General features: G+C 70.2%; 26 protein-coding genes and 2 pseudogenes. 12 read left to right on the top strand and 16 right to left on the bottom strand.

The features are described 5' to 3' along the window. Positions 1-336 precede the first annotated feature (336 nt). On the top strand, positions 337-627 hold the full coding sequence (locus AB0F91_RS02585) for a hypothetical protein (protein ID WP_360594102.1): 291 nt from the start codon (positions 337-339) through the stop codon (positions 625-627). An 851-nt stretch (positions 628-1,478) separates the two neighbouring features. Next, entirely contained in the window at positions 1,479-1,700 is a 222-nt protein-coding gene (locus AB0F91_RS02580; RefSeq protein ID WP_360594101.1) for a hypothetical protein, read from the top strand. A 76-nt stretch (positions 1,701-1,776) separates the two neighbouring features. Here the strand turns inward: AB0F91_RS02580 and AB0F91_RS02575 are convergent, their stop codons facing one another. Beyond that, on the bottom strand, positions 1,777-2,967 hold the full coding sequence (locus tag AB0F91_RS02575; protein WP_360594099.1) for a thioester domain-containing protein: 1,191 nt from the start codon (positions 2,965-2,967) through the stop codon (positions 1,777-1,779). 290 nt (positions 2,968-3,257) lie between these two features. On the opposite strand from AB0F91_RS02575, the gene AB0F91_RS02570 reads away from it, so the two are divergent. From AB0F91_RS02570 to argG, 5 genes are all read left to right on the top strand, one after another. Beyond that, positions 3,258-3,782, top strand: a complete 525-nt coding sequence (locus AB0F91_RS02570; RefSeq protein WP_360594097.1) for a PadR family transcriptional regulator — start codon at positions 3,258-3,260, stop codon at positions 3,780-3,782. Beyond that, positions 3,779-4,459 carry an ABC transporter ATP-binding protein gene (locus AB0F91_RS02565; protein WP_360594095.1) on the top strand — a complete coding sequence of 227 codons (681 nt, stop codon included), beginning with the start codon at positions 3,779-3,781 and terminating at the stop codon, positions 4,457-4,459. The genes AB0F91_RS02570 and AB0F91_RS02565 overlap by 4 nt, the downstream gene beginning before the upstream one ends. Beyond that, on the top strand, positions 4,456-6,729 hold the full coding sequence (locus AB0F91_RS02560; protein WP_360594093.1) for an FtsX-like permease family protein: 2,274 nt from the start codon (positions 4,456-4,458) through the stop codon (positions 6,727-6,729). The genes AB0F91_RS02565 and AB0F91_RS02560 overlap by 4 nt, the downstream gene beginning before the upstream one ends. 128 nt (positions 6,730-6,857) lie before the next feature. Further along, a complete protein-coding gene (locus AB0F91_RS02555) occupies positions 6,858-7,625 on the top strand; it encodes an NPP1 family protein (RefSeq protein ID WP_360594091.1) in 768 nt (255 codons plus the stop codon). Between the two features lie 409 nt (positions 7,626-8,034). Further along, positions 8,035-9,483, top strand: a complete 1,449-nt coding sequence (argG, locus tag AB0F91_RS02550) for an argininosuccinate synthase (protein ID WP_360594089.1) — start codon at positions 8,035-8,037, stop codon at positions 9,481-9,483. A 135-nt stretch (positions 9,484-9,618) separates the two neighbouring features. Here argG and AB0F91_RS02545 read toward each other — a convergent pair whose 3' ends face one another. Then, the gene (locus AB0F91_RS02545; protein WP_360594087.1) at positions 9,619-9,804 is read right to left on the bottom strand and encodes a DNA-binding protein; all 186 of its coding nucleotides are present in this window, start codon (positions 9,802-9,804) and stop codon (positions 9,619-9,621) included. A 120-nt stretch (positions 9,805-9,924) separates the two neighbouring features. Here AB0F91_RS02545 and AB0F91_RS02540 point away from each other — a divergent pair, with 120 nt between their 5' ends. From AB0F91_RS02540 to AB0F91_RS02530, 3 genes and pseudogenes are all read left to right on the top strand, one after another. Beyond that, on the top strand, positions 9,925-10,329 hold the full coding sequence (locus AB0F91_RS02540) for an aldehyde dehydrogenase family protein (protein WP_360594086.1): 405 nt from the start codon (positions 9,925-9,927) through the stop codon (positions 10,327-10,329). Continuing rightward, positions 10,299-10,815: pseudogene (locus AB0F91_RS02535) on the top strand (aldehyde dehydrogenase family protein); the annotation flags it as partial. The gene AB0F91_RS02540 and the pseudogene AB0F91_RS02535, both read left to right, overlap by 31 nt. Then, on the top strand, positions 10,707-11,144 hold the full coding sequence (locus AB0F91_RS02530; protein ID WP_360595122.1) for an aldehyde dehydrogenase family protein: 438 nt from the start codon (positions 10,707-10,709) through the stop codon (positions 11,142-11,144). The pseudogene AB0F91_RS02535 and the gene AB0F91_RS02530, both read left to right, overlap by 109 nt. 421 nt (positions 11,145-11,565) lie before the next feature. On the opposite strand, the gene AB0F91_RS02525 is transcribed toward AB0F91_RS02530, so the two are convergent. The 5 genes and pseudogenes from AB0F91_RS02525 to AB0F91_RS02505 form a co-directional block, all read right to left on the bottom strand. Further along, entirely contained in the window at positions 11,566-12,759 is a 1,194-nt protein-coding gene (locus tag AB0F91_RS02525) for an MFS transporter (RefSeq protein WP_360594084.1), read from the bottom strand. A 52-nt stretch (positions 12,760-12,811) separates the two neighbouring features. Further along, positions 12,812-13,408, bottom strand: a pseudogene (dmpG, locus tag AB0F91_RS02520) (4-hydroxy-2-oxovalerate aldolase); the annotation flags it as partial. Positions 13,409-13,449: 41 nt separating this feature from the next. Beyond that, the gene (locus tag AB0F91_RS02515) at positions 13,450-14,385 is read right to left on the bottom strand and encodes an acetaldehyde dehydrogenase (acetylating) (protein WP_360594082.1); all 936 of its coding nucleotides are present in this window, start codon (positions 14,383-14,385) and stop codon (positions 13,450-13,452) included. Then, positions 14,382-15,185: a fumarylacetoacetate hydrolase family protein gene (locus AB0F91_RS02510; protein WP_360594080.1), complete on the bottom strand. Its 804-nt coding sequence runs from the start codon at positions 15,183-15,185 to the stop codon at positions 14,382-14,384. The genes AB0F91_RS02515 and AB0F91_RS02510 overlap by 4 nt, the downstream gene beginning before the upstream one ends. Next, positions 15,182-16,636: a 2-hydroxymuconic semialdehyde dehydrogenase gene (locus tag AB0F91_RS02505; protein ID WP_360594078.1), complete on the bottom strand. Its 1,455-nt coding sequence runs from the start codon at positions 16,634-16,636 to the stop codon at positions 15,182-15,184. The genes AB0F91_RS02510 and AB0F91_RS02505 overlap by 4 nt, the downstream gene beginning before the upstream one ends. 111 nt (positions 16,637-16,747) lie before the next feature. On the opposite strand from AB0F91_RS02505, the gene AB0F91_RS02500 reads away from it, so the two are divergent. Further along, positions 16,748-17,698 carry a LysR substrate-binding domain-containing protein gene (locus AB0F91_RS02500; RefSeq protein WP_360594077.1) on the top strand — a complete coding sequence of 317 codons (951 nt, stop codon included), beginning with the start codon at positions 16,748-16,750 and terminating at the stop codon, positions 17,696-17,698. On the opposite strand, the gene AB0F91_RS02495 is transcribed toward AB0F91_RS02500, so the two are convergent. The 9 genes from AB0F91_RS02495 to AB0F91_RS02455 form a co-directional block, all read right to left on the bottom strand. After that, positions 17,682-18,230 (bottom strand): flavin reductase family protein, encoded by a 549-nt coding sequence (locus AB0F91_RS02495; RefSeq protein WP_360594075.1) that lies wholly within the window; start codon positions 18,228-18,230, stop codon positions 17,682-17,684. The two genes, AB0F91_RS02500 and AB0F91_RS02495, sit on opposite strands and share 17 nt — an antisense overlap. A gap of 401 nt (positions 18,231-18,631) precedes the next feature. Next, a complete protein-coding gene (locus AB0F91_RS02490; RefSeq protein ID WP_360594073.1) occupies positions 18,632-18,832 on the bottom strand; it encodes a hypothetical protein in 201 nt (66 codons plus the stop codon). Between the two features lie 431 nt (positions 18,833-19,263). Beyond that, entirely contained in the window at positions 19,264-19,746 is a 483-nt protein-coding gene (locus tag AB0F91_RS02485; protein WP_360594071.1) for a flavin reductase family protein, read from the bottom strand. Between the two features lie 53 nt (positions 19,747-19,799). Beyond that, on the bottom strand, positions 19,800-20,144 hold the full coding sequence (locus AB0F91_RS02480; protein WP_360594069.1) for a cupin domain-containing protein: 345 nt from the start codon (positions 20,142-20,144) through the stop codon (positions 19,800-19,802). After that, on the bottom strand, positions 20,141-21,577 hold the full coding sequence (locus AB0F91_RS02475) for a 4-hydroxyphenylacetate 3-hydroxylase N-terminal domain-containing protein (RefSeq protein WP_360594067.1): 1,437 nt from the start codon (positions 21,575-21,577) through the stop codon (positions 20,141-20,143). The genes AB0F91_RS02480 and AB0F91_RS02475 overlap by 4 nt, the downstream gene beginning before the upstream one ends. After that, positions 21,577-22,242, bottom strand: coding sequence for a DUF2848 family protein (locus tag AB0F91_RS02470; protein ID WP_360594066.1), 666 nt, complete (start codon positions 22,240-22,242; stop codon positions 21,577-21,579). The genes AB0F91_RS02475 and AB0F91_RS02470 overlap by 1 nt, the downstream gene beginning before the upstream one ends. A gap of 19 nt (positions 22,243-22,261) precedes the next feature. Then, positions 22,262-22,984: an alpha/beta fold hydrolase gene (locus tag AB0F91_RS02465; protein WP_360594064.1), complete on the bottom strand. Its 723-nt coding sequence runs from the start codon at positions 22,982-22,984 to the stop codon at positions 22,262-22,264. A 105-nt stretch (positions 22,985-23,089) separates the two neighbouring features. Further along, entirely contained in the window at positions 23,090-24,067 is a 978-nt protein-coding gene (locus AB0F91_RS02460; protein ID WP_360594062.1) for an AraC family transcriptional regulator, read from the bottom strand. A 434-nt stretch (positions 24,068-24,501) separates the two neighbouring features. Continuing rightward, on the bottom strand, positions 24,502-25,575 hold the full coding sequence (locus tag AB0F91_RS02455; protein ID WP_360594060.1) for an SGNH/GDSL hydrolase family protein: 1,074 nt from the start codon (positions 25,573-25,575) through the stop codon (positions 24,502-24,504). Positions 25,576-25,716: 141 nt separating this feature from the next. Here AB0F91_RS02455 and AB0F91_RS02450 point away from each other — a divergent pair, with 141 nt between their 5' ends. Continuing rightward, positions 25,717-26,310: a phosphoribosylanthranilate isomerase gene (locus AB0F91_RS02450; protein ID WP_360594059.1), complete on the top strand. Its 594-nt coding sequence runs from the start codon at positions 25,717-25,719 to the stop codon at positions 26,308-26,310. The last annotated feature ends 23 nt before the right edge of the window (positions 26,311-26,333 follow it).

The following is a 26,333-nucleotide window of genomic DNA, read 5'->3' as shown; positions in this document are numbered from 1 at the left end:
ACCTACTGGCGCCGGCCGAGCGCGGAGATCACTGGCAGGCCCACGCGCATTGGCGCGACGCAGCCGTGTTCCAAGGCAGCGATCTGTGGTCGCGCCTCGGCCGCGAGCACCTCGACCCGTTCGACGCGGGCGCCCGGATGGCGAGCTTCACCGGCCCGTGGCACCGCGTTCTGGAATGGGGCTGCGGCGGTGGCGCACCGGGCCCCGACGTCGCGCCTACCGCACCGGGCTGGCCGAGATGACCGCGTACGGCACCGACGCGTCCTGGCAGACCGCCACCCCGTCCTGAACCCCCACGAAGACGGCGTCTCCCTGGACACCTACGTCGGCTGGCTCGTGGCGGCCGGGTATCCGATCAAGCGCATCGACGACTACGCCGAATGGTTCGCCCGCTTCGAGACGGCCATCCGCGGGTTGCCGGAGAAGCAGAAGCAGCACTCTTTGCTGCCGCTGCTGCACGCCTTCTCCGCGCCCGCCGACCCCGTCGACGGAGCCGGCATCCCGACCGACCGCTTCCGCTCGGCGGTGCAGGACGCCGGCATCGGCGCGGACAAGGACATCCCGCATGTGACGGCGGAGCTGATCCGGAAGTACGCGGCGGATCTGTCGCAGCTCGGGCTGATCTGAGGTGCCGTTGTCCGGCGCCGGGGGAATCTGGCGCCGGACAAGGCTTTCGGGGCGGGATCCCGAGGGGCTCGGGCTCTATCGTCGCCTTGGGTTGATCATTGCTGGGCGCCGCGACGAGAGGCGCGCTGTGCCGGAGCACGCCTGGAACCGGTTGACCGCCACCGAGCCGCGGGACCTCGCCGAACGCGACGCGGTGGTCCGGTGCCCGTCGGTGTCTTCCGGGGTCGCCGAGCACCACCTGGCTTTCCGCCTCGGATGATCAGCAGGAGACAGGTTTTCGCAGGTGCTCGCCGGCGGGATGCGACGGCCTCGGTCGTCGGTGCCGCTTCTGCGGGTGTCGCGGCTTCTGGAGTGGGCGGTCACACGTCGTTCGGCCCGTGGAACCAGGTGCGAGGCGGCGTGCTGAACATCGGCGACGCGCAGGCGTGCCCGCCAACGGACCGGTGGTGCTCCTGCTGCACGGGTGACTGTACGACATCCACAGCTACGTCGACGTCGCGCCCGCGCCGGCGGCGTTGGGCTACCGCGTGATCGTGCCGTACCGAACCCAGTCGAAGCCGCCGATCACGGCCCGGCCGACCTTCAGCGCGTCCATCAGCGCGATGACGTCGGCGCGACGGCGGACCGCTCGAAGCGAAGCTCCACCAGAGCCCTGCCATCGCCGTCCCCACCATCACCGTGGCCGGCGACTTCGACGGCGCCGCCGCCGACGGCTCGAGCTACCGCAAGCAGTTCACCGGGCAAGTACGACCAGCATCCTGCCCGGCATCGGACACAACGTCCCCCAGGAGGCCCCGGCGGACTTCACCAAAGCCATCGTGCACGCGGACCGGCTCTGAGTACCGTGCCCCATGGGCCACAAGGGCATCCGCGACGGCGGGCCACCGAGAGATCCGAAGTTCCGCCCTGAAGACGTGGTCGGGTTGCCGATCCGCAAGGCCGTGATCGAGCTGACCCGCCACGGCTACCTCATCGATTCGCCCACTCCTCACGACCGCGCGCCGATCAAACTGCACCACCGCGTGCGACTGGTGGCTCAGGAAGGCGTGATCACCGAGGTGGTCGTCGGCTGATCACCGGAAACCCGGCACAAAAAAGCGGGGCCGATCCACAATGGACCGGCCCCGCTTCTTCGTTCAGCTACAAAGCTCAGGCGTTGCTACGACGACGACGCACCAGCACCAGCATCGCGCCGCCGGCCAGGACGAGGGCCGCGCCGATGCCGATGGGCAGCGAGGCCTCCACGCCGGTGTTCGCCAGGGGCTGCGAGCCGCCCGCCGGCGGGGCGGCCGGGGCGGCCGGGGTGGTCGGCGCCGCCGGCGTGGTCGGCGGGGTGACGCCGGCTTCGGTCCAGGTGGCGGTGGCCGAGGTGTCGACCGTGGTCTTCTGCGACTCGGCGACGATCAGCGACTGCGCCGGGTGCTTGGCGTAGTTCTCGCCCACGAACAGGCGGCCGGTGTCGAGGTGGCCGACGGCCTTGAGCGCCAGCTCGGCGGTGCCGGCCTTGGCGTCCTTGGGGACGTCGAGGTACAGCTCGGTGCCGTCCTTGACCTCGCCCTCCGTCACGGCCTTGCCGTCGGCGTCGGTCAGCTTGACGCCCTCGGGCAGCTGCGTGGTGAGGTCGGTGATGTCACCGGTGGTGGCGATGGTGAACGGGCCGATGCGGGTGCCGGCTTCGCCCTTGGCGGAAGCGGGGGTGATGCTCAGCGTCGGCTTCGGCTGCTGGCCGATGCCGACGTTGTCGCCGCCCGTGAGGTAGTCGTACAGGGCGAGCACGTCGGCGCCGTTGTCCGCGTTGCCGTACTGGACGGGCTTGTCGCGGTCCAGTTCCTTGCCGTCGCTGAAGTGCCAGACGGCAGCCTGCGTCGCGGCGATCGCCTCGGCCTGCGACAGGCCGTCGTGCAGCGTGACACCCTTCAGCTCGGCCTCGATGCCCTTGAGGTCCTCGGTCGGGAAACCGTGGTGCAGGACCCAGTTGATCTTCGCGTTGTTCTTGTTGAACGGCGAGTCCGGGTTCGGGTACTTGTCCCACGGCGTCTCGAGCATGTCCTGCTGCTCGTCGATGTTCGTCTCGATCTCGACGCAGTACAGCTTCAGCGTGCTGCCGTCGGAGAGCTTGAGACCGAACAGGACCGTGTCGTAGTAGTGGTCCTTGCCGTTCTCGTTCAGGTTGACACCGAAGCCGTTGGTGAACGCGCCGGGGACGAGGCGCCCACGCGCCGCGCCGTCCTCAGCCTTCGCACCAGTGTCCGCGGTGGCGCCCTGAGCTGCCGCCATCAGCGCGACGGCCGCGGCGGCAGCCGCGATCCCGCCTCGCACCAGACCTGATCTGACCTGCATCTGTTCTCCCATCCAAGCCCGCACCAGAAAGTCGGAGCCGCGTGAGAAAACACACCCCGATCACGACGGCCACCAATCAGGTGAGAATCCACCCAGCCAAGCGATGCGGAAGCCTACACACAGCTGACATGCCCACCCACGGTGGTCCCCACCACCGTGAGGGCCGTCCACCTGGGCGTCACCACGCCGTTCACGCACCGCCACTGAGCAAATCGGACACACCTCGATCACCTGCGTATACACGCGATGTATAGTCTCGACGTATAGTGATCGTCCGAAGGGGACCAGACATGTCGGTGGGGACCACCCTGCTCGCCTTGCTCGAGCCAGGACCGCGGCACGGGTACGACCTGAAACGCGCGTACGACGAACAGTTCGGCCAAGACCGGCCGCTCGCCTATGGGCAGGTGTACGCCACGCTCTCGCGCCTGCTGAAGAACGGCCTCGTCGAGGTCGCCGGCGTCGAGGCCGGCGACGGGCCGGAGCGCAAGCGCTACACGATCACCGACGCCGGCATCACCGACGTCGAGCACTGGCTCGCGACTCCGGAGAACCCGGAGCCGTACCTGCAGAACACGCTCTACACCAAGGTCGTGCTCGCTCTGCTGTCCGGACGCAGCGCCACGACCGTGCTGGACGCGCAGCGCGCCAAGCACCTCGACGTGATGCGCGAGCTCACCCGCCGCAAGCGTGAGGGCGACCTCGCGACGCAGCTGATCTGCGACCACGCGCTGTTCCACCTCGAAGCCGACCTGCGCTGGCTCGAGCTCACGGCCGCGCGCCTCGACGAGCTGGCCCGGGAGGTGCGGTCATGACGGAACCGCTGCTCGTCGCCGACGGCGTGGAGAAGGCGTTCGGCCCGACGCAGGCGCTGCGCGGCGCCGGCGTGTCCGTCGCGGCCGGGGAGGTGCTCGCGATCATGGGTCCGTCGGGCTCCGGCAAGTCGACGCTCCTGCACTGCCTCGCGGGCATCGTCCACCCCGACGCCGGCACCATCACCTACGACGGCCGCGACCTCGTCGCCATGAGCGACCGCGAGCGCAGTGCGTTGCGGCGCACGGAGTTCGGCTTCGTGTTCCAGTTCGGGCAGCTCGTGCCCGAGCTGACGTGCCTCGAGAACGTCGCGCTGCCACTGCGCCTGGCGAAGGTCGGGCGGCGCGAGGCCGAGGGCGTCGCGCGCCAGTGGCTCGAGCGGCTGCAGGTGTCCGACGTCGCGGACAAGCGCCCGGGCGATGTCTCGGGCGGGCAGGGGCAGCGCATCGCCGTGGCCCGCGCGCTCGTGACCCGGCCGAAGGTGGTCTTCGCCGACGAGCCGACGGGCGCGCTCGACTCGCTCAACGGCGAGAAGGTCATGCGCATGTTCACCGAAGCCGCGCGTCAGACCAACGCGGCCGTCGTGCTCGTGACGCACGAAGCGCGCGTCGCCGCGTACTCGGACCACGAGATCGTGGTGCGTGACGGGCGCGTGGCGGATCGGGAGTTCGTACAGTGATCGCGAACCTCCTTCTCGGCCTCCGGCTGGCCGTCGGGGGCGGCCGGATGTCGGGACAGGCGCTGCTGCGCCTCACGATGACGGCGGTGGGCATCGGGCTTGTCGTGGCCGTGCTGCTGCCGGCGGCCTCGGTGAGCTCGGTCGTCGACGCGCGGGAAGACCGCGCGGCCGCGACCGCCGAGATCACGCAGCCGCAGCCCGGCGTCGACCCGCTGTACGTGGTCAAGTGGTCGGCGATCCGCGGCAATCTGTTCGTGGACCTGCGCTCGGTCGCGGCCGCGGGGCCGCACGCGCCGGTGCCACCCGGGCTGAGCGCGGTGCCAAAACCGGGTGCGCTCATCGTGTCTCCCGAGCTCGCGCGCCTGCTCGCCGGGCCGGACGGCGCCGGACTGCGTGCCCGTCTGCCGGCGGCACCGGCGGGCACGATCAGCAAGCCCGGGCTCGTCGACGCCGGCGAGATCACCGCGTGGTACGGCACCAACCTCGCCGACGCGAAGTCGAACCCGGACGTGGAGACCGTCTACGCCTTCGGCGGCGGGGAGCCGCCGCGCCTCGCCGTGGCGACGTCGATGCTCGTCGCGGTGCTGCCGGTGGTGATCGCGCTGCTGCTGCCCTTGCTGATCTTCGTGACCACGGCGTCGCGCATGGGTGCGGCGCAACGCGATCAACGGCTGGCGGCGCTGCGGCTGCTCGGCGTCGACGCGCGGCAGATCCGCTGGGTCGCGGCCGGGGAGTCGTTGCTGGGCGCGACGATCGGCCTGGTGCTCGGTGTGGCGCTGTTCCTGGCGGTGCGCCCGACGCTCGGGTCGCTGGACCTGTTCGGCTACCGCGTGTTCGGCGAGGACTTCGTGCCGTCGTGGCCACTCGCGGTGCTGGTGGTGGTCCTCGTGCCCGCGCTGGCCGTCGGTGCGGCGCTGTTCGGGCTGCGGCGCACGATCGTCGAGCCGCTCGGCGTGGTGCGCCAGGGCAAACCGGTGCGGCGGCGGATGTGGTGGCGCTGGATGATCACCGGCGTGGGCGTGCTGCTCGTCGGCACGGCGTACGCGACCGAACCGGGACAAGGCAGCGACATCGTGCTGATCGCGCTCACCGGGGGTTCCGCGTTCCTGCTGGTGGGCGTGACCGTGCTGCTGCCGTGGATCGTCGAGGGGATCGCGAGCCGGCTGCGCGGCGGTTCGCCCGCGTGGCAGCTCGCGGTGCGGCGGTTGCAGCTCGACAGCGGCACGCCGAGCCGGGTCGTTTCGGGGCTGGTCGTGGTGGTGGCCGGCAGCATCCTGCTGCAGGTCGTGCTCAACTCCCTGCTCGCGGCGGACGAGGTCGAGGCCAAGACGGATCCTTCGTGGGCGGGCGCGGCGCACGTGAGCGTCCTCGCGGACAAGGCGGCGGCCGCCGAGGTGCAGAAGCGGGTGTCGGGCGTGGCCGGGCTCACTCAGGTGGACGCGATCCGGCGCACGTCGGCGGTCTCCGGTGACCAGTGGACCGAGCTGGAGATCGGGTCTTGTGCCGCGCTGGCGTTGCGGGCACAGCTGCCGTCCTGTGTGGACGGAAATGTCTTCGCGGTCGGTGACACGCCGGTACCGACGGGGCCGGTGCGGCTCACGACGTCCGCTTCGGAGACCGGGGGTCCGATGTGGACGGTTCCGGCCGACGTGGTGCGCCTGCCGGTGAACTCGGCCGGGCGGCGCCTGGACGGCGCGCTGCTGGTGACCGAGGGAGCGGTCGCCGGCGTTGCGCTGCCGGTCGAGCTGACCACGGTGTATGCCAAGGGCCCGGGGACTCCCGCGGCCGTGGCCGACCGCGTGGCGGCCGCCGTCGCGAGCCTGACCTGGCACGTCGAGGTGGACACGGACGAACGCTCGAGCGCGCCGACCGGTGTGCTGGGCACGATCCGGGCGGTGCTGCTCACCGCGTCGCTGTTCGTGCTCGCGGTGGCGGCACTGAGCCTGCTGATGCTGGCTGTCGAACAGATCACCGAGCGGCGCCGGGCGTTGGCCGCGTTGGCCGCTTCGGGTGTTCCGCTGGGTGTGCTGGCCCGCAGCTCGTTCGCGCAGACCGCACTGCCCGTGGTGATCGGGGTGGTGCTGGCGGTGCTCACGGGGACCGGGCTGACGTTGCCGATCCTGCGTGCGGCGGACATCCCGTTGAAGCTCGACGGCGGCCTGATCGCGAGCATGGCGGGCGCGGCCGTGGCGGCGGTGTTCGTCGTGACGGCGTGCACGATTCCGCTGCTGCGCCAGGTCACCAAGGTGGAGTCCCTGCGCTCGGAGTGAGTGTTCACCGGCTCGAAAGGCCCGCGACCCACCTTCGTCGCGGGCTTTTCGGGTCCGACTCCTTCTCCGCGACGGCTTGGTGCGCCAGCATGATCAACGCCCTGTCCCCCTTCGGAAGGTCGACCTTGATGCGAACCTTCAAACGGCTAGGTGCGGTGCTCGGCGCCACCGTGCTGGCGCTGGTGATCCCGGCGGCCGCGGCGTACGCCGATCCCCCGCACAACCTCCCCCAGAACGCCGGCGGCTACGACCAGTCGTTCTCGCCCGCGTACGACTACGACGGCGACGGCTGCTATGCCACCCCCGCCATCGGCCCGGACGGCACGCTCGCCCCCGGCCTCAACACCACCGGCGCGGTCAACGGCAGCTGCCACGACCAGTCCGACCTCGACAACTCCCAGACGTACTCGCGCTCGAAGTGCAACAACGGCTGGTGCGCGGTGGTCTACGCCAGCTACTTCGAAAAGGACCAGGCCGTGGACGGCAGCGGCCTCGGCGGCCACCGCCACGACTGGGAGCACGTGATCTCCTGGATCAACCAGGCGAGCAACCAGGTCGAGTTCGTGACCACCACCCAGCACAGCAGTCAGGTCACGTACCCGCGCTCACAGGTCCGCTTCGACGGCACGCACCCGAAGGTCGTCTACCACAAGGACGGCCTGGGCACGCACTTCTTCCGCCTGGCCGACAACAACGACGAACCGCCGGAGAACCACTACCACAACTGGCGCTACCCCCCGCTCGTCGGCTACGACGGCTACCCCTCCACCGCCCTGCGCGACAAGCTGATGTCCGCCGACTTCGGCTCGGCGACGATCAAGATCAACGACACGCGGTACAACGACCTGCTGGCGGCTTCGCTGCCGGCGGGGATTCCGTTTGATCCGCGTGGCTGAGGTCTGAGGGTTCGTCCTGAAGGACGGGTGTCATCCTCCTCGTGCGGGCGGCACCCGTCTTCGCCTTTGGCAGTCGGCACCAGCGCCACAGCGGGGACGCGACGGTCGATTGCGCCGGTCGTCATCCAGGCGCCGACCCTGACACCTTCCGGCAATCCGGCGGGTCCGGCACACCATCAACACGCGAGTCGACTTGCCGACCGGGCCACTCTCCAGCCTCCCCTGAGCCCCCGCGAACTGCCGGCGGGATGTCTGCGAATTCGCCCCAACCACGGATGTCATTCTCTTCGTGGGGGTAACACCCGTCTTCCGCGTCGGGCCAGGTCCTTGGGGCACTCCGGAGCGATCTGCGTCACGACTTCCCACCCCGACTATGCACAGTCATACATCCTGATGCATAATCATACCCATGTCCAAGGTGCTCACTTCCCTTCCCGTCGGCGAGCGGGTCGGCATCGCGTTCTCCGGTGGCCTCGACACGTCCGTTGCGGTGGCGTGGATGCGTGACAAAGGCGCCGTGCCGTGCACCTACACGGCCGACATCGGGCAGTACGACGAGCCCGACATCGAGTCGGTGCCGGGGCGTGCGACGTCGTACGGCGCGGAGCTCGGACGGCTGGTCGACTGCAAGGAGGCGCTGGTCGAGGAGGGGCTCGCGGCGCTGACGTGCGGCGCGTTCCACATCCGCTCCGGCGGCCGCAGCTACTTCAACACCACGCCGCTCGGCCGGGCCGTCACCGGCACGCTGCTGGTGCGGGCGATGCTCGAAGACGACGTCCAGATCTGGGGCGACGGCTCCACCTACAAGGGCAACGACATCGAGCGGTTCTACCGCTACGGCCTCCTGGCCAACCCCGCCCTGCGCATCTACAAGCCGTGGCTCGACGCGGACTTCGTGTCGGAACTCGGCGGCCGCAAGGAGATGTCCGAGTGGCTGGTGGCCCACGGGCTGCCCTACCGCGACAGCACCGAGAAGGCCTACTCCACCGACGCCAACATCTGGGGCGCCACCCACGAGGCCAAGTCGCTGGAGCACCTCGACACCGGCATCGAGATCGTCGAGCCGATCATGGGGGTGCGGTTCTGGGACGCGAGCGTCGAGATCGAGCCGGAAGACGTCACCATCGGCTTCGAGCTGGGCCGGCCGGTGTCGATCAACGGCAAGCAGTTCGCAACGTCCGTCGACCTCGTGCTGGAAGCCAACGCGATCGGCGGCCGCCACGGGCTCGGGATGTCCGACCAGATCGAGAACCGCATCATCGAGGCCAAGAGCCGCGGCATCTACGAGGCGCCGGGCATGGCGCTGCTGCATGCGGCGTACGAGCGGCTCGTCAACGCGGTCCACAACGAGGACACCGTCGCCAGCTACCACAATGAAGGCCGCCGCCTCGGCCGGCTCATGTACGAGGGCCGCTGGCTCGACCCGCAGGCCATGATGCTGCGCGAGTCGCTGCAGCGCTGGGTCGGCACGGCCATCACGGGCGAGGTCACGCTCCGCCTGCGGCGCGGCGAGGACTACTCCATCCTCGACACGTCCGGGCCGTCCTTCAGCTACCACCCGGACAAGCTGTCGATGGAACGCACCGAGGACAGCGCGTTCGGCCCGGTCGACCGCATCGGCCAGCTGACCATGCGCAACCTCGACATCGCCGACTCCCGCGCGAAGCTCGAGCAGTACGCGAACCTCGGCATGGTCGGCAGCGGCTCCCACCCGGCACTGATCGGCGCCGCCCAGGCCGCCTCCACGGGCCTCATCGGCGCGATGCCCGCGGGCGGCGCCGAGGCCATCGCCTCCCGCGGCAAGACCGACGACGTCGAGCTCCTGGACAGCGCGGCGATGGAGTCCGGCACGGATTAGGCTGCCTCGGCTCCGCCGAGGCGCGCGAGATCGCTTTGAGCCGGTTTCTTCCCTCCCGGTGTGCTCGGCCCGAGGGGCCGAGCACACCGCTGAGTCCGGAACCCGGCGCGATCTCGCGGTGGTGCTCGGCGGCGTTCACAGCGCCTGCGCCCCGATCACCGAGAGCAGTTGCAGCTTCTCCTGGCTTTCCGTCCCCGGGGTGGCCGTGAACACCACCAGTGCCTGGTACTGGCCGGGGTCCAGCAGGGTCTGGCCGTGCACCTCGATGGCGCCGACTTCCGGGTGGAGCAGGCGTTTCGGTTCGCAGTAGGGGCCGAGCACGGGGCAGGAATTTCACCAGTTCGGGCCGGTCCATGCCACCACCCTCCGCCCCAACGCCACGCTCAGCCACGGACATTCCGAACCTGGCTACGCTCCGCGACCACAGGCACCGTCGAAGCCATGAAGCACTGGATCAACGGCGAGGACGTCTCCGCCGAAAGCACCCTCGACGTCGTCAACCCCGCGAACCGCACCGTCGTCGCCCGCATGCCGCTCGGCACCCCGGAAGACGTGGACCACGCCGTGGCCGCAGCGACGAAAGCCCTCCCCGCCTGGGCCGCCACCCCACTTCGAGAACGCGCCGCCAAGCTCAAAGCGCTCGCCCACGAGCTCCGCAAGCGCAACGAAGACCTCGCCCAAGCCATCTCCGCCGAGATGGGCGCCCCGATCAGCCTCGCCCGCGCCGCCCAGGCCGGCCTGCGCTCGTCGCCGACTCGACCGCGGATCTGGCAGCCGCTTCGCCTGGACCGAGACCCCGGGGCAACTCCCTCGTCGTGCGCGAACCCGTCGGCGTCGTCGGCGTGATCACCTCGTGGAACTTCCCGCTCCAGCAGGTCATGACGAAACTCGCCCCCGCGCTGCTGGCCGGCAACACCGTCGTCGCCAAGCCCGCCGAGCTCGCCCCCACGTCGATGCCGATCCTCGCCGCGGCCATCCGGACGGCCGGAGTCCCTGACGGCGTCGTCAACATCGTCTACGGCACCGGTCCGGTCGTCGGCGAAGCCATCGCGAAACGCCCCGGCATCGACATGGTCAGCTTCACCGGCTCCACCGCCGTCGGGAAGCGGATTTCGATGCTGGCGCGTCAAACGCGTAGCCCTCGAACTCGGCGGCAAATCCGCCAGTGTGGTCCTCGACGACGCCGATCTCCAACCCGCCGTCGACCGCACCCTCACCACCGCGTGGACCAACTCCGGCCAGGTCTGCGGCGCCTGGTCCCGCCTGCTCGTCCCCGCGACCCGCCGCGACGAAATCCTCGGCCTGCTCACGAAATCGGCCGAGGACTACCGCCTCGGCGACCCCGCCGAGGAGACCACCCGCCTCGGCCCGCTCGCGTCGGAAACCCAAGGACCCGCGTCAACCACCACGTCGAACGCGGCCTCGAACAAGGCGCGACCCTCGTCCTCGGCGGCCCCGGCCGCGTGCCCGGCCCCGTCTTCGGCGAACCGGCCCGCGCGCTCGCCATCGCCCGACGCCTGCGCACCGGCCAGGTCGAGGTCAACGAGAGCGAGTTCAACATCCTGGCCCCCTTCGGCGGTTACAAGCAGTCCGGCAACGGCCGCGAGTTCGGCCGCCACGGCGTCGAGGAGTTCACGGAGGTCAAGTCAATCCAGCGATGAGTCCACAGTAGACAATATTCAGAAAGTGGGCGGCGTGATCAGCCAGACCACCTTGAGCGATTCACCTTCCCCGACGTGCCAACGGTGCGGCACCGTCGAGTCGAGGTAGATCGCTTCGCCCGCTTCGAGTTTCACCTCGTCGTCGCCGATCCGCTGGATGGCGCACCCCGTGCTGAACTGGACGGGTGACGCCGGGTCGCTGCGGGAGTTCTCCGTGCCCGCGCCGTCCCGACATCTTCGGCGACATCGTCTGGTGCGGCCGGCGGCAAGGTGACCGAGGTGCGGGACAACGATGAGGTGCTGATCGCGTTGTCCGCGCGCAACCAGCTGGGCGAGCAGACCGCCGAGGGCAGTGCCCTGGTGCGCTTGAGCTGAGACCCGGCGGGCGGCGCGGGTGTGCGCGCCGCCCGCCGGCACCTCGTCAGTCCACCGGGGCGGCTAGCCGGGCAGCGACTGTCTTCTTGCGACGGACGGACTCCGTCACCAGGAACACCGCCACGAACGACACCGCGGCCATCAGTGCCAGGTACAACGCGATCGCGTTGGCCGTCTGGAACTCGGCGAACAACGACGTCGCGATGATGGGCGCCAGTGCACCGCCGGCGACCGCGCCGATCTGGTAGCCCACCGAGACACCCGAGTAGCGGACGCGCGCGCCGAACATTTCGGAGAACAACGCCGGGCACGGGCCGTAGGTGAGGCTGAAGATGACCTGCGCGATCACGAGCGCCACCGTGATCAGCACCGGAGCGCCCGTGTTCACGAGCCAGAACATCGGGAAGCCCCACACCGCCAGTCCCACGGCGCCACTCAGGAACACCTTGCGGCGGCCGATGCGGTCGGACAACGCCGCGGCCGCTGGGATCGTGAGGCCCGAGGCAACGGCGGAGATCAGCACGGCCACCAGGATCGTGCCGCGCGGCACGCCCAGGGCCTGCGTGGCGTAGGACAGGATGTACACGGTGAGCAGGTAGTACGCGCCGCCGTTGATCACGGTCGCGCCTGCGGCGAGCAGGATCTGCTTCGGATGCGAGCGCAGCAGCTCCAGCAGCGGGGCACGCCGCTGTTCGGGCTCCTCCGACGACGCGTGGGTTTCCGACGCACGCGACTGCGCGTAGAGCCCGACCGCGATGAGCAGGATGCTGAGCAGGAACGGGATCCGCCAGCCCCACGCCAGGAACGCGTCCTGCGACAGCGCGGCCGAGAGGATCAGGAACATCACGTTGGAGAAGATCAGCGCGATCGGCACGCCGAGCTGCGCGAAGCTGCCGTAGAACCCGCGTTTGCCCTCGGGCGCGCTCTCCGTCACCAGCAGCACCGCGCCGCCCCACTGCCCGCCCAGCGCGAGGCCCTGGACCAGGCGCAGCACCACGAGCAGGATCGGCGCGGCCACGCCGAGGGTCGCGTACGACGGCAGCAGGCCGATCGCCGTCGTGGCCGCACCCATGATCATCATGGCGGTGACCAGCGCCGGCTTGCGGCCGAACTTGTCACCGAAGTGCCCGAACACGGCCGCCCCCACGGGCCGGATCAGGAAACCGACGGCGAACGTGCTGAACGCGAGCAGCGTGCCCGCGACGGAATCGACGGACGGGAAGAACAGCTTGTTCAGCACTGCCCGCGCCCGCACCCTGGCCGGCCAGGGAAGCGTCCACACGATAGGCGCCGTGCTCGACCGCGGTGACGCTGTTGGCCACCGACAGCGACAGGTTCTCGTGGGCGTGGATGCCGATCTGCGTTTCCGGGTCGAGGACGTCGCGGTAGGCGTCGATCCGCGCGGCGACGTCGCGCATGGTCAGGCGCCCACCGGAGTCGGTGACGTAAACGCAGTGCGCGCCCGCGTCTGCCATGATCTTCGCCTGCGTGGCGAGATCCTCGGGTGAGTTCATGTGGCTCAGCATCAGGAACCCCGCCACATCCATGCCGTTCTCCCGCGCCCACCCGAAGTGCTAGATCGCGATGTCGGCCTCGGTGCAGTGCGTCGCGATCCGCACACTCGACACCCCGAGATCACGCGCCGCCCGCAGATCGTCGATCGTGCCGACCCCCGGCAACAGCAACGTGGTGAGCTTCGCGTTCTTCACCACCTCGGCGGCCGCAGCGATCCAGCCCGCGTCGGTGGCCGCGGCGTGGCCGTAGTTCACGCTCGACCCGGCCAGTCCGTCGCCGTGCGCCACCTCGATGGCCGCCACGCCCGACGCGTCGAGCGCGGCGGCGATCATGCGCACCTGCTCGATCGAATACTGGTGGGCGATGGCGTGCATGCCGTCCCGCAGCGTCACGTCCTGCACGTAGATCTTGCCGGTCATCGAAGCGCTCCTTCCGCGGCGACCTGCACGAGCCGTTCCGCGGTCCGCAGCGCGGCCGAGGTCATGATGTCGAGGTTCCCCGCGTAGTCCGGCAGGTAGTGCCCCGCGCCGGAGACCTCGAGGAACACCGCCACCTTCACCCCGCGGAACGCGCGCCCGAGCGCGGGCAGGAACGGCTCGTCCACCCAGTCGAACTGCACGCGCTGCGTGAGCCGGTAACCCGGGACGTAGTCCTGCACCCGGGCGACCATGGCCTCGACGGACGCGCAGACGGCGGCCTCGTCTACTTCGGACTCTTCGACGAGGCAGAACACCGTGTCCCGCATGGTGATAGGCGGGTCGGCCGGGTTGAGCACGATGATCGCCTTGCCGCGGCCGGCGCCACCGACGGTTTCCAGCGCCCGGGCAGTCGTCTCGGTGAACTCGTCGATGTTCGCCCGGGTGCCCGGACCGGCGGACTTCGCCGCGATCGTCGCCACGATCTCCGCGTACGCCACCGGCGCCACCGCCGAGACGGCGGCCACGACCGGCGTCGTCGCCTGGCCACCGCAGGTGACCATGTTGACGTTGGGCGAGGCGAGGTGCTCGTCGAGGTTCACGGTCGGCACCACGTACGGCCCGATGGCCGCGGGCGTGAGGTCCACCAACTGCTTGCCGTGCGCGCTCAGGACCGCGTTGTTGTGCCGGTGCGCGCCGGCCGACGTCGCGTCGAAGACCAGCCGGATGTCGGCGAACTCGGGCAGGGCGACGAGCCCGGCCACGCCTTCGTGCGATGTCGCGACGCCGAGCCGGCGCGCCCGCGCGAGCCCGTCGGAGGCGGCGTCGATCCCGACCATCGCCGCGACTTCGAGCTCGCTCGAAAGCCGTTTCACCTTGAACATCAGGTCGGTGCCGATGTTGCCCGACCCGATGATCGCCACCGGGGTGCTCATGCGCGTTTCCCTCCGTCCGGCCCGGCGGCGAACCCGACACGGACCTCTCCGATGTCTTCGAACCGGGCCACGTAGGTCCCGGACTCCGTCACGGGCACCATCGGTCCCCACGCGCCGGCCAGCACCACTTCCCCCGCCCGCAGCAGCTCGCCGCGACGCACGAGCTCCTGCGCGAGCCACGCGACGGCGACGGCCGGCGAGCCGAGGCAGGCCGCGCCGACCCCGGTCGAGATCGGCTCACCGCCGTGTTCCAGCACCATGCCGAGCCCGGCGAGGTCCACCTCGGACAGCTGCACCGGCCGGGTGCCCAGCACAAGAGCGCCGCTGGACGCGTTGTCCGCCACCGTGTCCGTGATCCGGATGTTCCAGCCGGCCACGCGCGAGTCGACGATCTCGATGGCCGGCAGCACGAAGTCCGTGGCGCGCAGGACGTCGACCACGGTCGCGCCATCCGGCAGATCCGCGCCCAGCACGAACGCGACCTCGCCTTCGACGCGCGGCTGGCAGAAGCGGTCAATCGGTATTTCCGCGCGGTCGCCGAACACCATGTCGTCGAGCAGCACTCCGAAGTCGGGCCGGTCGACGCCGAGCTGGCGCTGCACCGCCTCCGACATCAGCCCGATCTTGCGGCCGACCACTCGGCGGCCGCTCGCGACCTTGTCCGCGATGATCCGGCGCTGCACCTCGTAGGCGGCGTCGACGTCGTTGTCTCCGAGCAGCTCGCGCACCGGCGCGACGGGCTTTCGGTCGCGTTCGGCCTGCAGCAGGAGTTCGGCTGCCGCCTCGATCGCCGCGTTCACAGCGCCACGCACACGTTGGTCGGCTGGGTGTAGAAGTGCAGCGAGTGCACACCGCCTTCGCGGCCGATGCCCGAGAGCCCGTTGCCTCCGAAGGGCGAGCGCAGGTCGCGCAGATACCAGGTGTTGACCCACGACATGCCGACGCGCAGGGCGCCCGCGACGCGGTGGGCGCGTTCGAGGTTCGTCGTCCACACGGCGGCGGCGAGGCCGTAGTCGCTGTCGTTGGCCAGGCGGACCGCCTCGTCCTCGGTGTCGAACGGCACGAGCGCCGCGACCGGGCCGAAGATCTCCTCGCGCAGCACGCGGTGGGTGTTGTCGAGCCCGGTCCACAGCGCGGGGCGCACCCAGGCGCCGCCTTCGAGGTCGGGGCCGAGGTCGGGGATCCCGCCACCGGCCAGGAGCTTCGCGCCCTCCTGCTCGGCGAGCTCGTAGTAGGAGAGGACTTTTTCGCGGTGCTGGCGCGAGATCAACGGTCCCGTGGTGGTGCCCGGGTCGTCCGGGCGGCCGAAGCGCAGGGCGTCGGCGCGTTCGGCGAGGCCGGCGGCGACCTCGTCGAAGACGCCGCGCTGCACGTAGATCCGCTCGGTGCACAGGCAGATCTGGCCGGTGTTGGTGAACGTGGAGCGAGCGAGGCCGTCGACGGTCTTGGCGAGGTCCGCGTCGTCGAACACCACCGCCGCGTTCTTGCCCCCGAGCTCGAACGACACCGGCAGCACGCGCGGCGCCACGGCCTGCATGATCGCCGAGCCCGTGCGGGATTCGCCGGTGAAGGTGACTCCGTCGATGCCCGGGTGGCTCGTGAGGAACTCGCCGGCCGAACCGGGGCCGAAGCCGTGGACGACGTTGAACACCCCGTCGGGGGCGCCCGCCTCGGTGATGAGCTCGGCCAGCAACGTCGCACTCGAGGGCGTCTCCTCCGACGGCTTCACCACCACGGCGTTGCCCGCGGCCAACGCCGGCGCGACCTTCCAGGTCAGCAGCAACAGCGGCAGGTTCCACGGCACGATGACCGCGACCACGCCGAGCGGCTTGCGCAGCGCGTAGTTCAGCGCGCGCCCGGCCGGTCCTTCGGTGAGGAACGAGTCGAGCCCGGCCGACGCGATGGTGTCTGCGGCGGCCCGGAAGTTGGCGGCGGCGCGCGAGACGTCGAGCCGGCGGGCCAGGTCGAGCGGCTTGCCGGTGTCGGCGACCTCGGCCGCGAGCAGGTCGTCGAACCGCTCGTCGATGCGGTCGGCGATCTTCCTGAGCAGCCGCGCGCGGTCGGCGTCGGACGTGCGGCCCCACGCGCCGTCGAGGGCGGCCCGGGCGGCGCGGACCGCGCGGTCGACCACCGCCTGGTCGGCCTCCTCGACCTGCGCGACCAGGTGCCCGTCGACCGGGCTGACCTTGTCGAACAGGTCACCGCCGCTGTCGGTGAACCGCCCGTCCACGAAGCTCTTGAGCACCGTCATGTCCGCCTTCCCGGGTGGCTGTGATCCCTGCTCATCGTCGCGACCTCCTGCTATGCCTGACAAATGCCAAAGCCGGAAGTTGATATGTGCATATGGCTATAGTCGCTCGGTATGACCCCTCGTGAGCTGCCGCGACTGCTCGACGGCCGGATGAAGTTCCGCCACCTGGTGCTGCTGGACGCCATCGCGCGGCGCGGCACGATCGTCGGCGCGGCCGCCGAGCTGCACGTGACCCAGCCCGTGGCGACACGCGGGCTGCGGGAGCTGGAGGAGATCCTGGAGGTCGAGCTGTTCCAGCGCGGCCCGCGCGGCCTCACGCCGACCGTCTACGGCGAGGCCTTCACCGAGCACGCGCGCGCGATTCTCGCCCAGGCCCGCCAGGCCGCCCGCCACGTCGTGGAGCTTGCGGGCGCCGAACGCGGCACCGTGGTGGTGGGGACGCACCTGTTCGGCTCGAACGTCCTGCTCCCGCGGGCCATCGCGGCGTTGAAGGCGGAACGGCCGAACCTCACGGTGGCCGTGCGCGACGGGACCCCCGAGTCGCTGCTGGTGGAACTGAGCGCGGGCCGGCTCGACTTGATCGTCGGCCGGCTCACGCAGATCTCCGGCGAAGGGTTCCTCCGCCGCAAGCTCTACGACGAGTCCGTGGTCCTCGTGGTCCGCGCGTCGCACCCGCTGGCCGGCGCGAAGACCGTCGACCTCGCGACGGTCGCCGAGTACCCGTGGATCCTGCCCGGCCCGGAGACGGCGCTGCGGCGTGAGCTCGAGGAGCTGTTCCACAACAACGACGTGCTCCTGCCCGCCAACCGCGTGGAGGCGACTTCGTTCCTCACCGTGCGCCAGCTGCTGCGCGACACCGACGTCGTGGCCGCGCTGCCGCGGCTGATCACCGAGGAGGACCCCGGGATCGCCCGCCTGCCGTTGTCGCTCGAACCGATCGGCCACAGCGTCGGCATCACCATGCCCGCCTCCAGCACGCCCACCCCGTCGGCGAGCGCGCTGATCGACAAGCTCATGGCCGAGGCCGTGCAGGTGACCCGCCGGTTCAGCCCTGCTTCATGACCCTGGGACGCTCGAGCTGGTCACCGAGGTCGTGGTAGGCCGACTTGTGCCAGACGAGCGGCTGCAGGTCCTCCCGCGACGTCGACCCGTAGTCCAGCGACTCGCCGACGAAAATCGTGTGGTCTCCACCGTCGTACGCGGCCCACTTCCGGCACACGAACCACGCCAGCGCGCCACCCACCGTCGGACACCCGTGGTGCAGATCCATCTCCACATCCACCGCCACACTCCACGGCTGGCGCGCGTAGAAATCGGCGATCGCCCCTTGGTCCTGGCCCAGGATGCTGAGCCCGAAGTGCCCGTCCGTGCCGTGCAGCAACTGGTGCATCCGCCCCGGCTTGTTCACACTCACCGCGCACAACGGCGGATCCAGCGACACCGACGCGAACGAGCTCGCCGTCATCCCGTGCACCCCGCCGTCCCCGTCGACGACCGTCACCACCGACACGCCACTCGGGAAATGCCGCAACGCCCGCCGGAACCTCAACGCGTGCGCATCGGTGGGGGCGTAGGTGCTGCGTGGTGTTCCCACGGACGTCCTCCTCGCTTTCACCCGCCTCTGACCAGCGGTGATGGTCTGCCCATCGTCGCCGCCCGAGCCATACCCGTCCAATGCCGATCCGCGCCCTCGCCATGCCTGAACGGTCATACTCGCTCTGCGCTACCGTCGGCCCTCGCGGCTCCGGGCCCGCTGGCTGCCGCCGTCGTCCTCACTTCGCCACAACCCGAACGACCACGTCCCCTGGTCTCGCACGACCAGCGATCGAGCACCTCGTCCAACCGCGCCGACGGCCACGCCTCCACGTCGCCAACCCGCCCCGCGCGCGCCAACTCCGGCATCACCGGCACCCGGTCGCCGAACGACGTCAACGCCAAGCGCACGCCAAACGGGTTTCGCTGGGCGGGGTCGCCACCGCGCTCCTTGCTGACCTCTCACGCACGCCACAAAGCCGGCACGGCCTGAGTTGCCCGCAAGTCCGCCAACGCACCCGCCGCCCACTTCCGGACGGTGCTGTCGTCCCCGGCCAGCGACTCGACCAACGCACCGACGGCCCGATTGTCGTGCAACTCCTGGAAGATCTCGATACGCACAACTGGGCGACTGAGCCGCTCGACCTCGTCTTCGGCGTCCATGGGCGCCCTCCTCCGGCTGTGGTCGCCGGGCTACGAAAGCACCTCCGAGGGTTTGAGCGCGAGCGCAGCGGGGGGCTAGCCATCTGCATCTTCTTTTAATCTTTTGTCATTTGAAAGATTAAAATCTGACTCGCAGATGACTCCCCGAAGTTTCAATTGTCACGACGGCTCGGGGTAGCTTGTCAAGGCGGGAAAGAGTAGCTTGACAGGCTACCCCGAGCCGTGTTGGTTCACGTTCGTCGAGGGCCGGCCGGGGGAAGGGTCGGGGAATTAAGTTGAGCACAAGGTGAGTCGGGTACACCCGCCATCTGTTGGGAGATGGCGTTGGCCGGCGGAAAGTGGGCGGCCTCGGGATTAGCTGAGCAGAAGCTGGCTTCGGTGAACCCGCCGCCTGTTGAGGAGATGGCGTTGGCCGGCGGACAGTGGATGCTTCAGAAGAACCACGGCACCGGCGCATGTCCTCGGTCCACCACATCGCTGAACCGACCGCCCAAAAATCCCAACGGCTCGCCCTCCCGCGAACAAACCTTCAGCACCTCGCCAATAACAACCTCGTGGTCCCCAGCCGTCAACGCACGATAAACCGTGCACTCCAAGTGCACCAGTGCATCCGGGATCACCGGAACGTTATGCGACCCCGTTTTCACCGGCAGACCCGAAAAGTGGTCCTCGCCGCGGCGGGCGAAGCGGAGGGCGAGTTGTTCCTGGCGGGTGGAAAGCACGTTCAGGGCGAACCGGCCCGACGAGACGACGGCGTCGGTGGTGCGCGCGCCCGTGGTCAGGCATACGAGGACCAAGGGCGGGGACAGTGACACCGACGTCAGCGAGTTCACCGTCATCCCGTGGGGGACATCGCCGACGCGGGTGGTGACCACGGCGACGCCGGTGGCGAACCGGCCCATGGTGGTCCGCATCGCCGACGCGTCAACGGGGCCGGGGCCGGGCGTGCAGTCGGGGGGCATGGTGGTCATGAGCGGTAGCGGACCTCGAAGGTGAGCACACCCTCGTCGGTGCGCCAGGGGCCGTGGGGCATACCCGGCGGTCGGCAGGCGTACATACCGGCAGTGAAGGTCTCCCCCAGGGTGAGGTCGGTGAACGAGCCCTCCAGGATGTAGACCTCTTCCCAGAAGTCGTGGGACTGGACGCCCATCGGCGAAGAATCCGCGCCCGGGGCGTAGCGCAGGATGCGCGTGGCGACGCCGGAGGCCTCGTCCGTGGACAGCACGCGTTCGGTGATGAGCGGGTCGTCGCCTTTGCACACGGTGAAGTCCACATCAGTGACGGGGAAGAACTCGCGTTCGGGTTTGCTCATCGGCTCTCCTCGGAGTAACCGGCCAGGAAACGGTCCACTTCGGACAGGGGGCCGTCGAAGCCGTAGTTGCGGAACGAGTAGCCCTTCACCACGAAGGGCGCGCCGGCGTAGAACAGCTCGTACTGGTGGTGGCGGCCGGCGAACTCGCTGCCGACCGCGTCCCACGCGAGTTTGAACAGCTTCACGCGGTCGGCGGCCGGGGTGCCCGGGCTGTAGATGTAGCGGTCGATGTCCGCGCGCGTCTCCGAGCTGGTCATGTCGGCGACACTGGAGGGGACCTGCAGCACACCACCGCCGACGAGGTCGCGGAGGATGGCCAGCACGCGCGGATACAGCTCCGACTGCAGGCCCATGGCGCCATACAGCGCGCGACGGCCGGGGCGCCAGAGGCCGGCCGAGTCCGGCTCGGCGGTGTACTCGGCGGCCAGGACGGCAGACTCCACCAGGGACACCAGGCTGGCCAGCTCGCCGAGTTTCTCCACGACGCCGGGGAACTTGTCGACGCCGTTGACCGCCGCGACCTTGCGCGCGAGGCCCGCCAGGAACTGCAGCTTCACCGAAAACCGGATCTGCGCCTGCCAGTTGCCCAGCACGTGCGCGCCCGTCTCGAAGAACTGGTTGCGCACGCCGGCGACGTCGCGGTAGACGAACACGCGGTCCCACGGCACGAACACATCGTCGAAGATCAGCAACGCATCGGTCTCGTCGAAGCGAGTGGTGAGCGGGTAGTCGTAGTGGCTGGTCGCGGCGGGCGCGTACGGGCGGCGGCAGTAGAGCTTCAGACCCTCGGTGTCCACAGGCAGCACGAAGCTGAGCGCGAAGTCCGTGTCCTCCGGCGTCAGCGGCTTGATGCACGACACGAGGATCTCGTCGGCGACCGGACCACCCGTCGCCAGCATCTGCGCGCCCCGCACCACGATGCCGTCGGCGCGTTCCTCGGCGACGCCGACCTGCACGAGGTCGCCGTCCCACGCGCTCGCCGTGGTGGCGCGCGAAACCTGCGGCGGGATGATCGCGTAGGACAGGTACAGGTCCTCCTCGACCACCCGCTTCTGGAACGCCGTCACGTTGGCCGCGTAGTCGCCGAACACGTCCGGGTGCGAGGCGAATGCGGCCAGGAACGCGCCGACGTGGTCCGGGCTGCGGCCCACCCAGCCGTGGGTGTGGCGCGCCCACGTGGTGGCGGCCTCGCGGAACGCCGTGAGGTCCTCGCGGCTGCGCGGCGCAGTGAACAGCCGGTTCACCACATCGCCGTTCGCGCCCGGCCGCGTCATGCCGGACGCGGGGTCGGCGGCGAGGTCGAACAACTCCGACACGGTCTTCGCGATCGGCGCGAACGCCGGGTGCCGGGCCACGCCGTCCACGCGCTTGCCGTCGAGGTAGACGCGGCGTCCGTCGTCGAGGGCGCTCAGGTACTGCGATCCGGTGCGCATCAAGCCTTCCTTCGCTGGGTTTCGTACACGTGGGTCAGATTTTCGCCGCCGGGCAGCCGCAGGTCCACGCGCCAGCGCGAGCCGTACACGAACTTCCCGCCGAGCAAGGACAGCGTGCCGCAGAACAACACGAGGTCACCACCGTCGTCCAGCCCGGACGGCATCCGGGCGAGCGTGTCCGACGGGTGGCGCAGGGTCACCACACTGCCGCTTTGGTAGGTCACAGAGTCCACACTGGACTCTGCAAACAGCGTAGCCCAGTCCACGGCGGACAGGTCCGGCCCGAGCTCCACCACTTGCGAGCCGAGCGGCTTCGGGCACGCGGCCTTGCTCCGCGCGATGTCGACGCGTTCGAGCTCCCGGTCGGTGTGATCGGAGCCGACGCCGAGGTAGTACCGCCCGTCGTGGCGGATCACCACCGGCTCGACCTCCCCCGACGTCGTCGCCGAACCCACCTCGACCACCGGCGAACTGGTCAGCAGCCCGGGCGGGAGCACGTAATACGACGGCACACTCGCCGGCCGCGGCACGCCGATCGCCGCGAGCTCGGCGATGTGGTGCTCCACGGCGGCCTCGTCCTTGGCGGTGTAGCCCGCCACGACGATCCGCTCCGGCACGATCGAGAACGTCGCGCCGGAGCCGATCACAGTCAACTCACTCGTCACTTCACTCCTCAAAGGACGGTCAGTCCCGTCCCGCCTCGATGAACTTCCGCGCCGTCAGCTCAGGATTCGCCAGCAGCACCTCGTGGCTGCCCTCCATCCCGATCAGCCGGAACATCACGAGCCGGTTGGACAGCCGCGGGTGCCGCCCCCACTCGCCCTGCGTGATGTCGTTGTCTTCGGACGGCGCCAGGTAGCTGAACGCCTGCGGCACCTTGTCCCAGCCCGTCATGTCGGCCGGGTCGGTGAAGGCGCTCCACGGCTGCGGGCGCAGCACGTCGTACGCGCGCCGGGCCTCCTCCGCCGAGGCGTCGCCGTAGAACGCGTCGCGCCACACGGGGAACGGCAGCACGACACCGCCGTCAGTGCGTTCGTCGTAACTCGCCTGGAGCGCGGCGACGAGGTGCGGCGGGATCTCGTCGACGAGCGCCCGGCCATGCGCCGGCACGAACGCGGCGAAGTAGACCAGCCGCCGCATCCGCTCGGGCAGCTCGATCGCCACGCGGGAGATCAGGTAACCGCCCCAGCTGTGCCCGACGAGCACGACGTCGGTCAGGTCGTGCTCCCGGATGTAGTCGACGATCGGCGCCGCGGCACCACGAAGGTCGACGTGCTTGTCGTCGTTCTCGCCGAGGCCGCCGGCCGTCGGGGTGTGGACCTCGTGGCCCGCGTCCTCCAAGTGCTTGCGGACGGGGTCCCACAGCTCCCCGAAGTGCCACGCTCCGTGTACCAGTACGAATCGCATCCGCCGCTCCGTTCTCACCGCCTGAGTGCGTACGGCAATGCTGCTGTCGGCGAGTGGACGGGACTATCGGCGAAGCGACGGGCGAGCATCGGATTCGCGCAACCGTCAGCGGCGGCCCAGCACGGCCGACGGCGTGACCCCGAACCGCGCCTTGAACTGCGCGGCGAACTCGCCCAGGTGGAAGTACCCGCATTCCGCCGCGACACCCGTCACGGTCGTCGTCCCCGGCGCGCCCGCCGCGAGCAGCCGGCGGGCCCGGTCGAGCCGCTGGCCACGCAGCCACTGGCCAGGCGTCGTGTCGAGGTCCCGCCGGAACCCCGCCTGCAGGCTGCGCAGGCTCGCCCCGCTCTGCCGCGCGACCTCCGACAGGCTGATCGGCTCGGCGAGGTGGTCGAGCAGGATCTCCATCGCCCGCCTGACCTGCGCCGACGGCACCCGCGCGCGCTCGGCTTCCTCCTCGCGCAGCTGTGTGAGCAGGAACGACTCGATCACCAGCTCACCCAGCTGCTGCCCGACTTCCGGACGCGCGACGCTCGGCCCCAGCGTCGGCAGGCTGACCACGCTCTCGAGCAGCCGGTACAGGAACGCGGGCTGCTCCGGCAGCGACAACGAGAGGTCGACCGGGCCGGCGGTCGCGACCCCGCGGATCCGGCGGGCCGTGCGCTCGACCCAGCGCCGGTCCATCCGCACGATCAGCTGGTCGAAAGCGCTGTCGATGTCCAGCTTGAACTCGCGGTACGGCCCGATGATCGCCGGACGGCCGGGAGCGAGCTCGGCCGTGTCGCGGCCGTAGGTGAACTTCGCGGACCCGGCGACGGGCAGCGTCAGCAGGAAGTTGTCCTCTTCGGGCACAGCGGGCGCGACCGTGACGTCGGCTCCGTAGCGCAGGCGGTTGAGCGAGATCGGGCCCGCCGAAAGATGCTCCAGCCGGGTCGAAAGCCGCGCTTGCCGCGAACGCACCACGAGCCGGTGCGGGCGCAACGCCTGCGTGCACGCCTGCGTGACCTCGTCGGGATCGCCGCTGGCCGCGAGCACGCGCTGCGAGACGTCGGCCAGGCCGGCCGCGAGCTGCGCTGCTGTCATGCCGCCTCCCGGTGCGTTGTCCCTCAGGACAACATTCCGGCTCGCCGTTGTCCAGCGGAGCAGAGGACCCGGACGGCGGTGGCACTCCTGCGCGGAGCCGGCACGGCGGTTCTTGACCAGGACAAGGGCCCGCGCACGTGCAGAACTCCTTGCCCGAGCACCCCACGAACGGGTGCGGCTTCGGCATGAGTTGGCCCCTGCGTCCGGCTCGAAGCGGCCCCGCCGGTGATGGACCAGACGATGAGGACGTCGGCTGTGCTGCCACGCCGGAACAGAGCCGGTCATCGTCCAGGTCTCGTGTCCATTCCTTGCACAGCCGCAGATGCGAGCGGATTCTCCGGGCTCCGACAGCTCGCTGCCGGCCGGCGGTGTCCGGCCGCACACGCTCGGCGGGGCGCCAGTCGATCACGATGCCGCCGGTCGGCCCGCGTCCCTCAAGCCGAAACCACCCCGAACTCAGCCGCGGCGATGTCCGCCGCGCCGGCCGCGTTCGGGTGGAAGGCGTCGTTCATCAACCCCGCGGCGGCCGCGGCGGCGTAGCTGCCCCAGCGGTCGAAGAGGTCGAGCACGGGCACGCCGTGGGCATTCGCCACGTCGTACACGGCGTCGCGGTACGGGGACAAGTCGACCCACGCCGGATCGCCGGGGATCTGTGCCTCGAGGACCACGTCGCAGCTGTTCTCCAGCGCGGACACCATCGTGTCGAGGTTGGCCGCGTACCGGTCCGGCGCGACCGCCGTCTGCTCGTTGGCGTCGTTCGTCATCAACGCGATCAGGGCGAGATCCGGCGACCAGGCCACCACGTGGTTCAGCGCCGAGTACGCGGCACCACCCGCGACCCAGTCCGCGGTCGTCGACATCGAGATGCCGAAGTCGCCGATCGTGATGCCGTCGACCGCCTCGATCCCGATGCTGCCGACCCGCAGTTCACCGGCCTCGCCGGCCACGGTGACCGTGACGGTGTGCCGTCCGGCGGCCAGCTTGGGAAGCGCGACGAGGTGGGTCGCCAGGCCGGCGGCACCGCTGCGCCGGACCAGGCCGGGCTCGCCACCATCGATCGCGATCGTGCACTCGCGCGAGTCCTGCGTGGTGATGACGCGAGCCAGGTAGTCGCCGGCCTCCCCGACGAAGGCGGTGAGCGAGACGGAGCCGCCGCTCGTCGCGCACGAGGCGAACGTGGTCAGCGCACCCGGCGCGAACTCGGACCAGGCCTCGGTGAACGTCAGTCTGGAATCCGCCGTCATGGTCCGCGGGTTCAGGATCACCGACGCACCCCGCACCGGGAAGCCCCGCGCCGCCAGCATGCCGCCCATCACGACCGGCGGCGACTGCGTGGCGGGCTGGAGTCCCTGGCCGGCGCTGATGGAGTCGCCGATCTTCGCGTACCTGGCCGAACCGGTCCCGGCGACGGCGGCGGCCCGCTTCCAGCGCCAGCGCCGGATCGAGGCGGCGGTCATCCCGTACAGCTGCCGGCCGTCGTCGAATCCAGCGGGGTGGGTCGGGACCATCGTGCGAGCTCCTTCGTCGGGCTGAAGTCGACCCATAATCACATCCGCGCCGCAACCCGGGCGTCCGAACCGTCACGTTGGTGATGCAGGTGTGCGGGTGATGCCCGCTCGGCACCGTTCGGCGGAGGTTAGGGTCGGGGCGTGTTCGTGAAGATCTGCGGCCTGAAGACAGCGGCCGACGTGACGTGCGCGGTCGAGGCGGGAGCCGACGCCGTGGGTTTCCTGCTGTGCGAGAGCCCGCGGCAGGTCACCTGGGCCGAGGCCGCGCGGCTCGCGGCGGGGGTGCCCGGCGAGGTGCTCACGGTCGGCGTGTTCAAGGGCGTACCCGTGGCGGAGGTCCGCGAAGCCGTGGCCGAGACCGGGATCCGGGCCGTCCAGCTGCACGGCTCCGGGTACTCGCAGGCCGACTTCGCGGCGTTGCGCGATCTGCCTGTGCGGCTGATCCGTGCCACGTCGCTGCGCGAAGGAGCGGCGCCCACCGTCGGCGAATACGGCGAGGACCTGCTCCTGCTCGACTCCCCCACCGCGGGCTCGGGCGAGACCTGGGACTGGTCGGCCGAGACCCCGGCCGGCGACTGGCTGCTGGCCGGCGGCCTCACCCCGGACAACGTGGCCGACGCGGTCGCCACCGTACGGCCGTGGGGAGTGGACGTCTCCAGCGGCGTCGAGTGCTCCCGCGGGGTGAAGGACCAGGCCCTGATCCGAGCTTTCCTCGCCGCCGCAAGGAGTTCCTGACCGAGGACGGCAGCGGGTGGGCG

It is taken from the genome of Amycolatopsis sp. NPDC023774, from assembly GCF_040639695.1.
In the GTDB taxonomy this organism is placed as follows: Bacteria; Actinomycetota; Actinomycetes; order Mycobacteriales; family Pseudonocardiaceae; genus Amycolatopsis.
The sequence above is the reverse complement of the archived record's forward strand: the minus strand, read 5'-3'. Positions and strand labels throughout refer to the sequence as shown.

Excerpts from the sequence above, each read along its gene's own strand:
- AB0F91_RS02580 (WP_360594101.1), top strand. The coding sequence starts at position 1,479 with ATGGGCCACAAGGGCATCCGCGACGGCGGGCCACCGAGAGATCCGAAG.
- AB0F91_RS02575 (WP_360594099.1), bottom strand. The coding sequence starts at position 2,967 with ATGCAGGTCAGATCAGGTCTGGTGCGAGGCGGGATCGCGGCTGCCGCC.
- AB0F91_RS02570 (WP_360594097.1), top strand. The coding sequence starts at position 3,258 with ATGTCGGTGGGGACCACCCTGCTCGCCTTGCTCGAGCCAGGACCGCGG.
- AB0F91_RS02565 (WP_360594095.1), top strand. The coding sequence starts at position 3,779 with ATGACGGAACCGCTGCTCGTCGCCGACGGCGTGGAGAAGGCGTTCGGC.
- AB0F91_RS02555 (WP_360594091.1), top strand. The coding sequence starts at position 6,858 with ATGCGAACCTTCAAACGGCTAGGTGCGGTGCTCGGCGCCACCGTGCTG.
- argG (WP_360594089.1), top strand. The coding sequence starts at position 8,035 with ATGTCCAAGGTGCTCACTTCCCTTCCCGTCGGCGAGCGGGTCGGCATC.
- AB0F91_RS02540 (WP_360594086.1), top strand. The coding sequence starts at position 9,925 with ATGAAGCACTGGATCAACGGCGAGGACGTCTCCGCCGAAAGCACCCTC.
- AB0F91_RS02515 (WP_360594082.1), bottom strand. The coding sequence starts at position 14,385 with ATGAGCACCCCGGTGGCGATCATCGGGTCGGGCAACATCGGCACCGAC.
- AB0F91_RS02505 (WP_360594078.1), bottom strand. The coding sequence starts at position 16,636 with ATGACGGTGCTCAAGAGCTTCGTGGACGGGCGGTTCACCGACAGCGGC.
- AB0F91_RS02500 (WP_360594077.1), top strand. The coding sequence starts at position 16,748 with ATGACCCCTCGTGAGCTGCCGCGACTGCTCGACGGCCGGATGAAGTTC.
- AB0F91_RS02490 (WP_360594073.1), bottom strand. The coding sequence starts at position 18,832 with ATGGACGCCGAAGACGAGGTCGAGCGGCTCAGTCGCCCAGTTGTGCGT.
- AB0F91_RS02485 (WP_360594071.1), bottom strand. The coding sequence starts at position 19,746 with ATGCGGACCACCATGGGCCGGTTCGCCACCGGCGTCGCCGTGGTCACC.
- AB0F91_RS02480 (WP_360594069.1), bottom strand. The coding sequence starts at position 20,144 with ATGAGCAAACCCGAACGCGAGTTCTTCCCCGTCACTGATGTGGACTTC.
- AB0F91_RS02475 (WP_360594067.1), bottom strand. The coding sequence starts at position 21,577 with ATGCGCACCGGATCGCAGTACCTGAGCGCCCTCGACGACGGACGCCGC.
- AB0F91_RS02465 (WP_360594064.1), bottom strand. The coding sequence starts at position 22,984 with ATGCGATTCGTACTGGTACACGGAGCGTGGCACTTCGGGGAGCTGTGG.
- AB0F91_RS02460 (WP_360594062.1), bottom strand. The coding sequence starts at position 24,067 with ATGACAGCAGCGCAGCTCGCGGCCGGCCTGGCCGACGTCTCGCAGCGC.
- AB0F91_RS02455 (WP_360594060.1), bottom strand. The coding sequence starts at position 25,575 with ATGGTCCCGACCCACCCCGCTGGATTCGACGACGGCCGGCAGCTGTAC.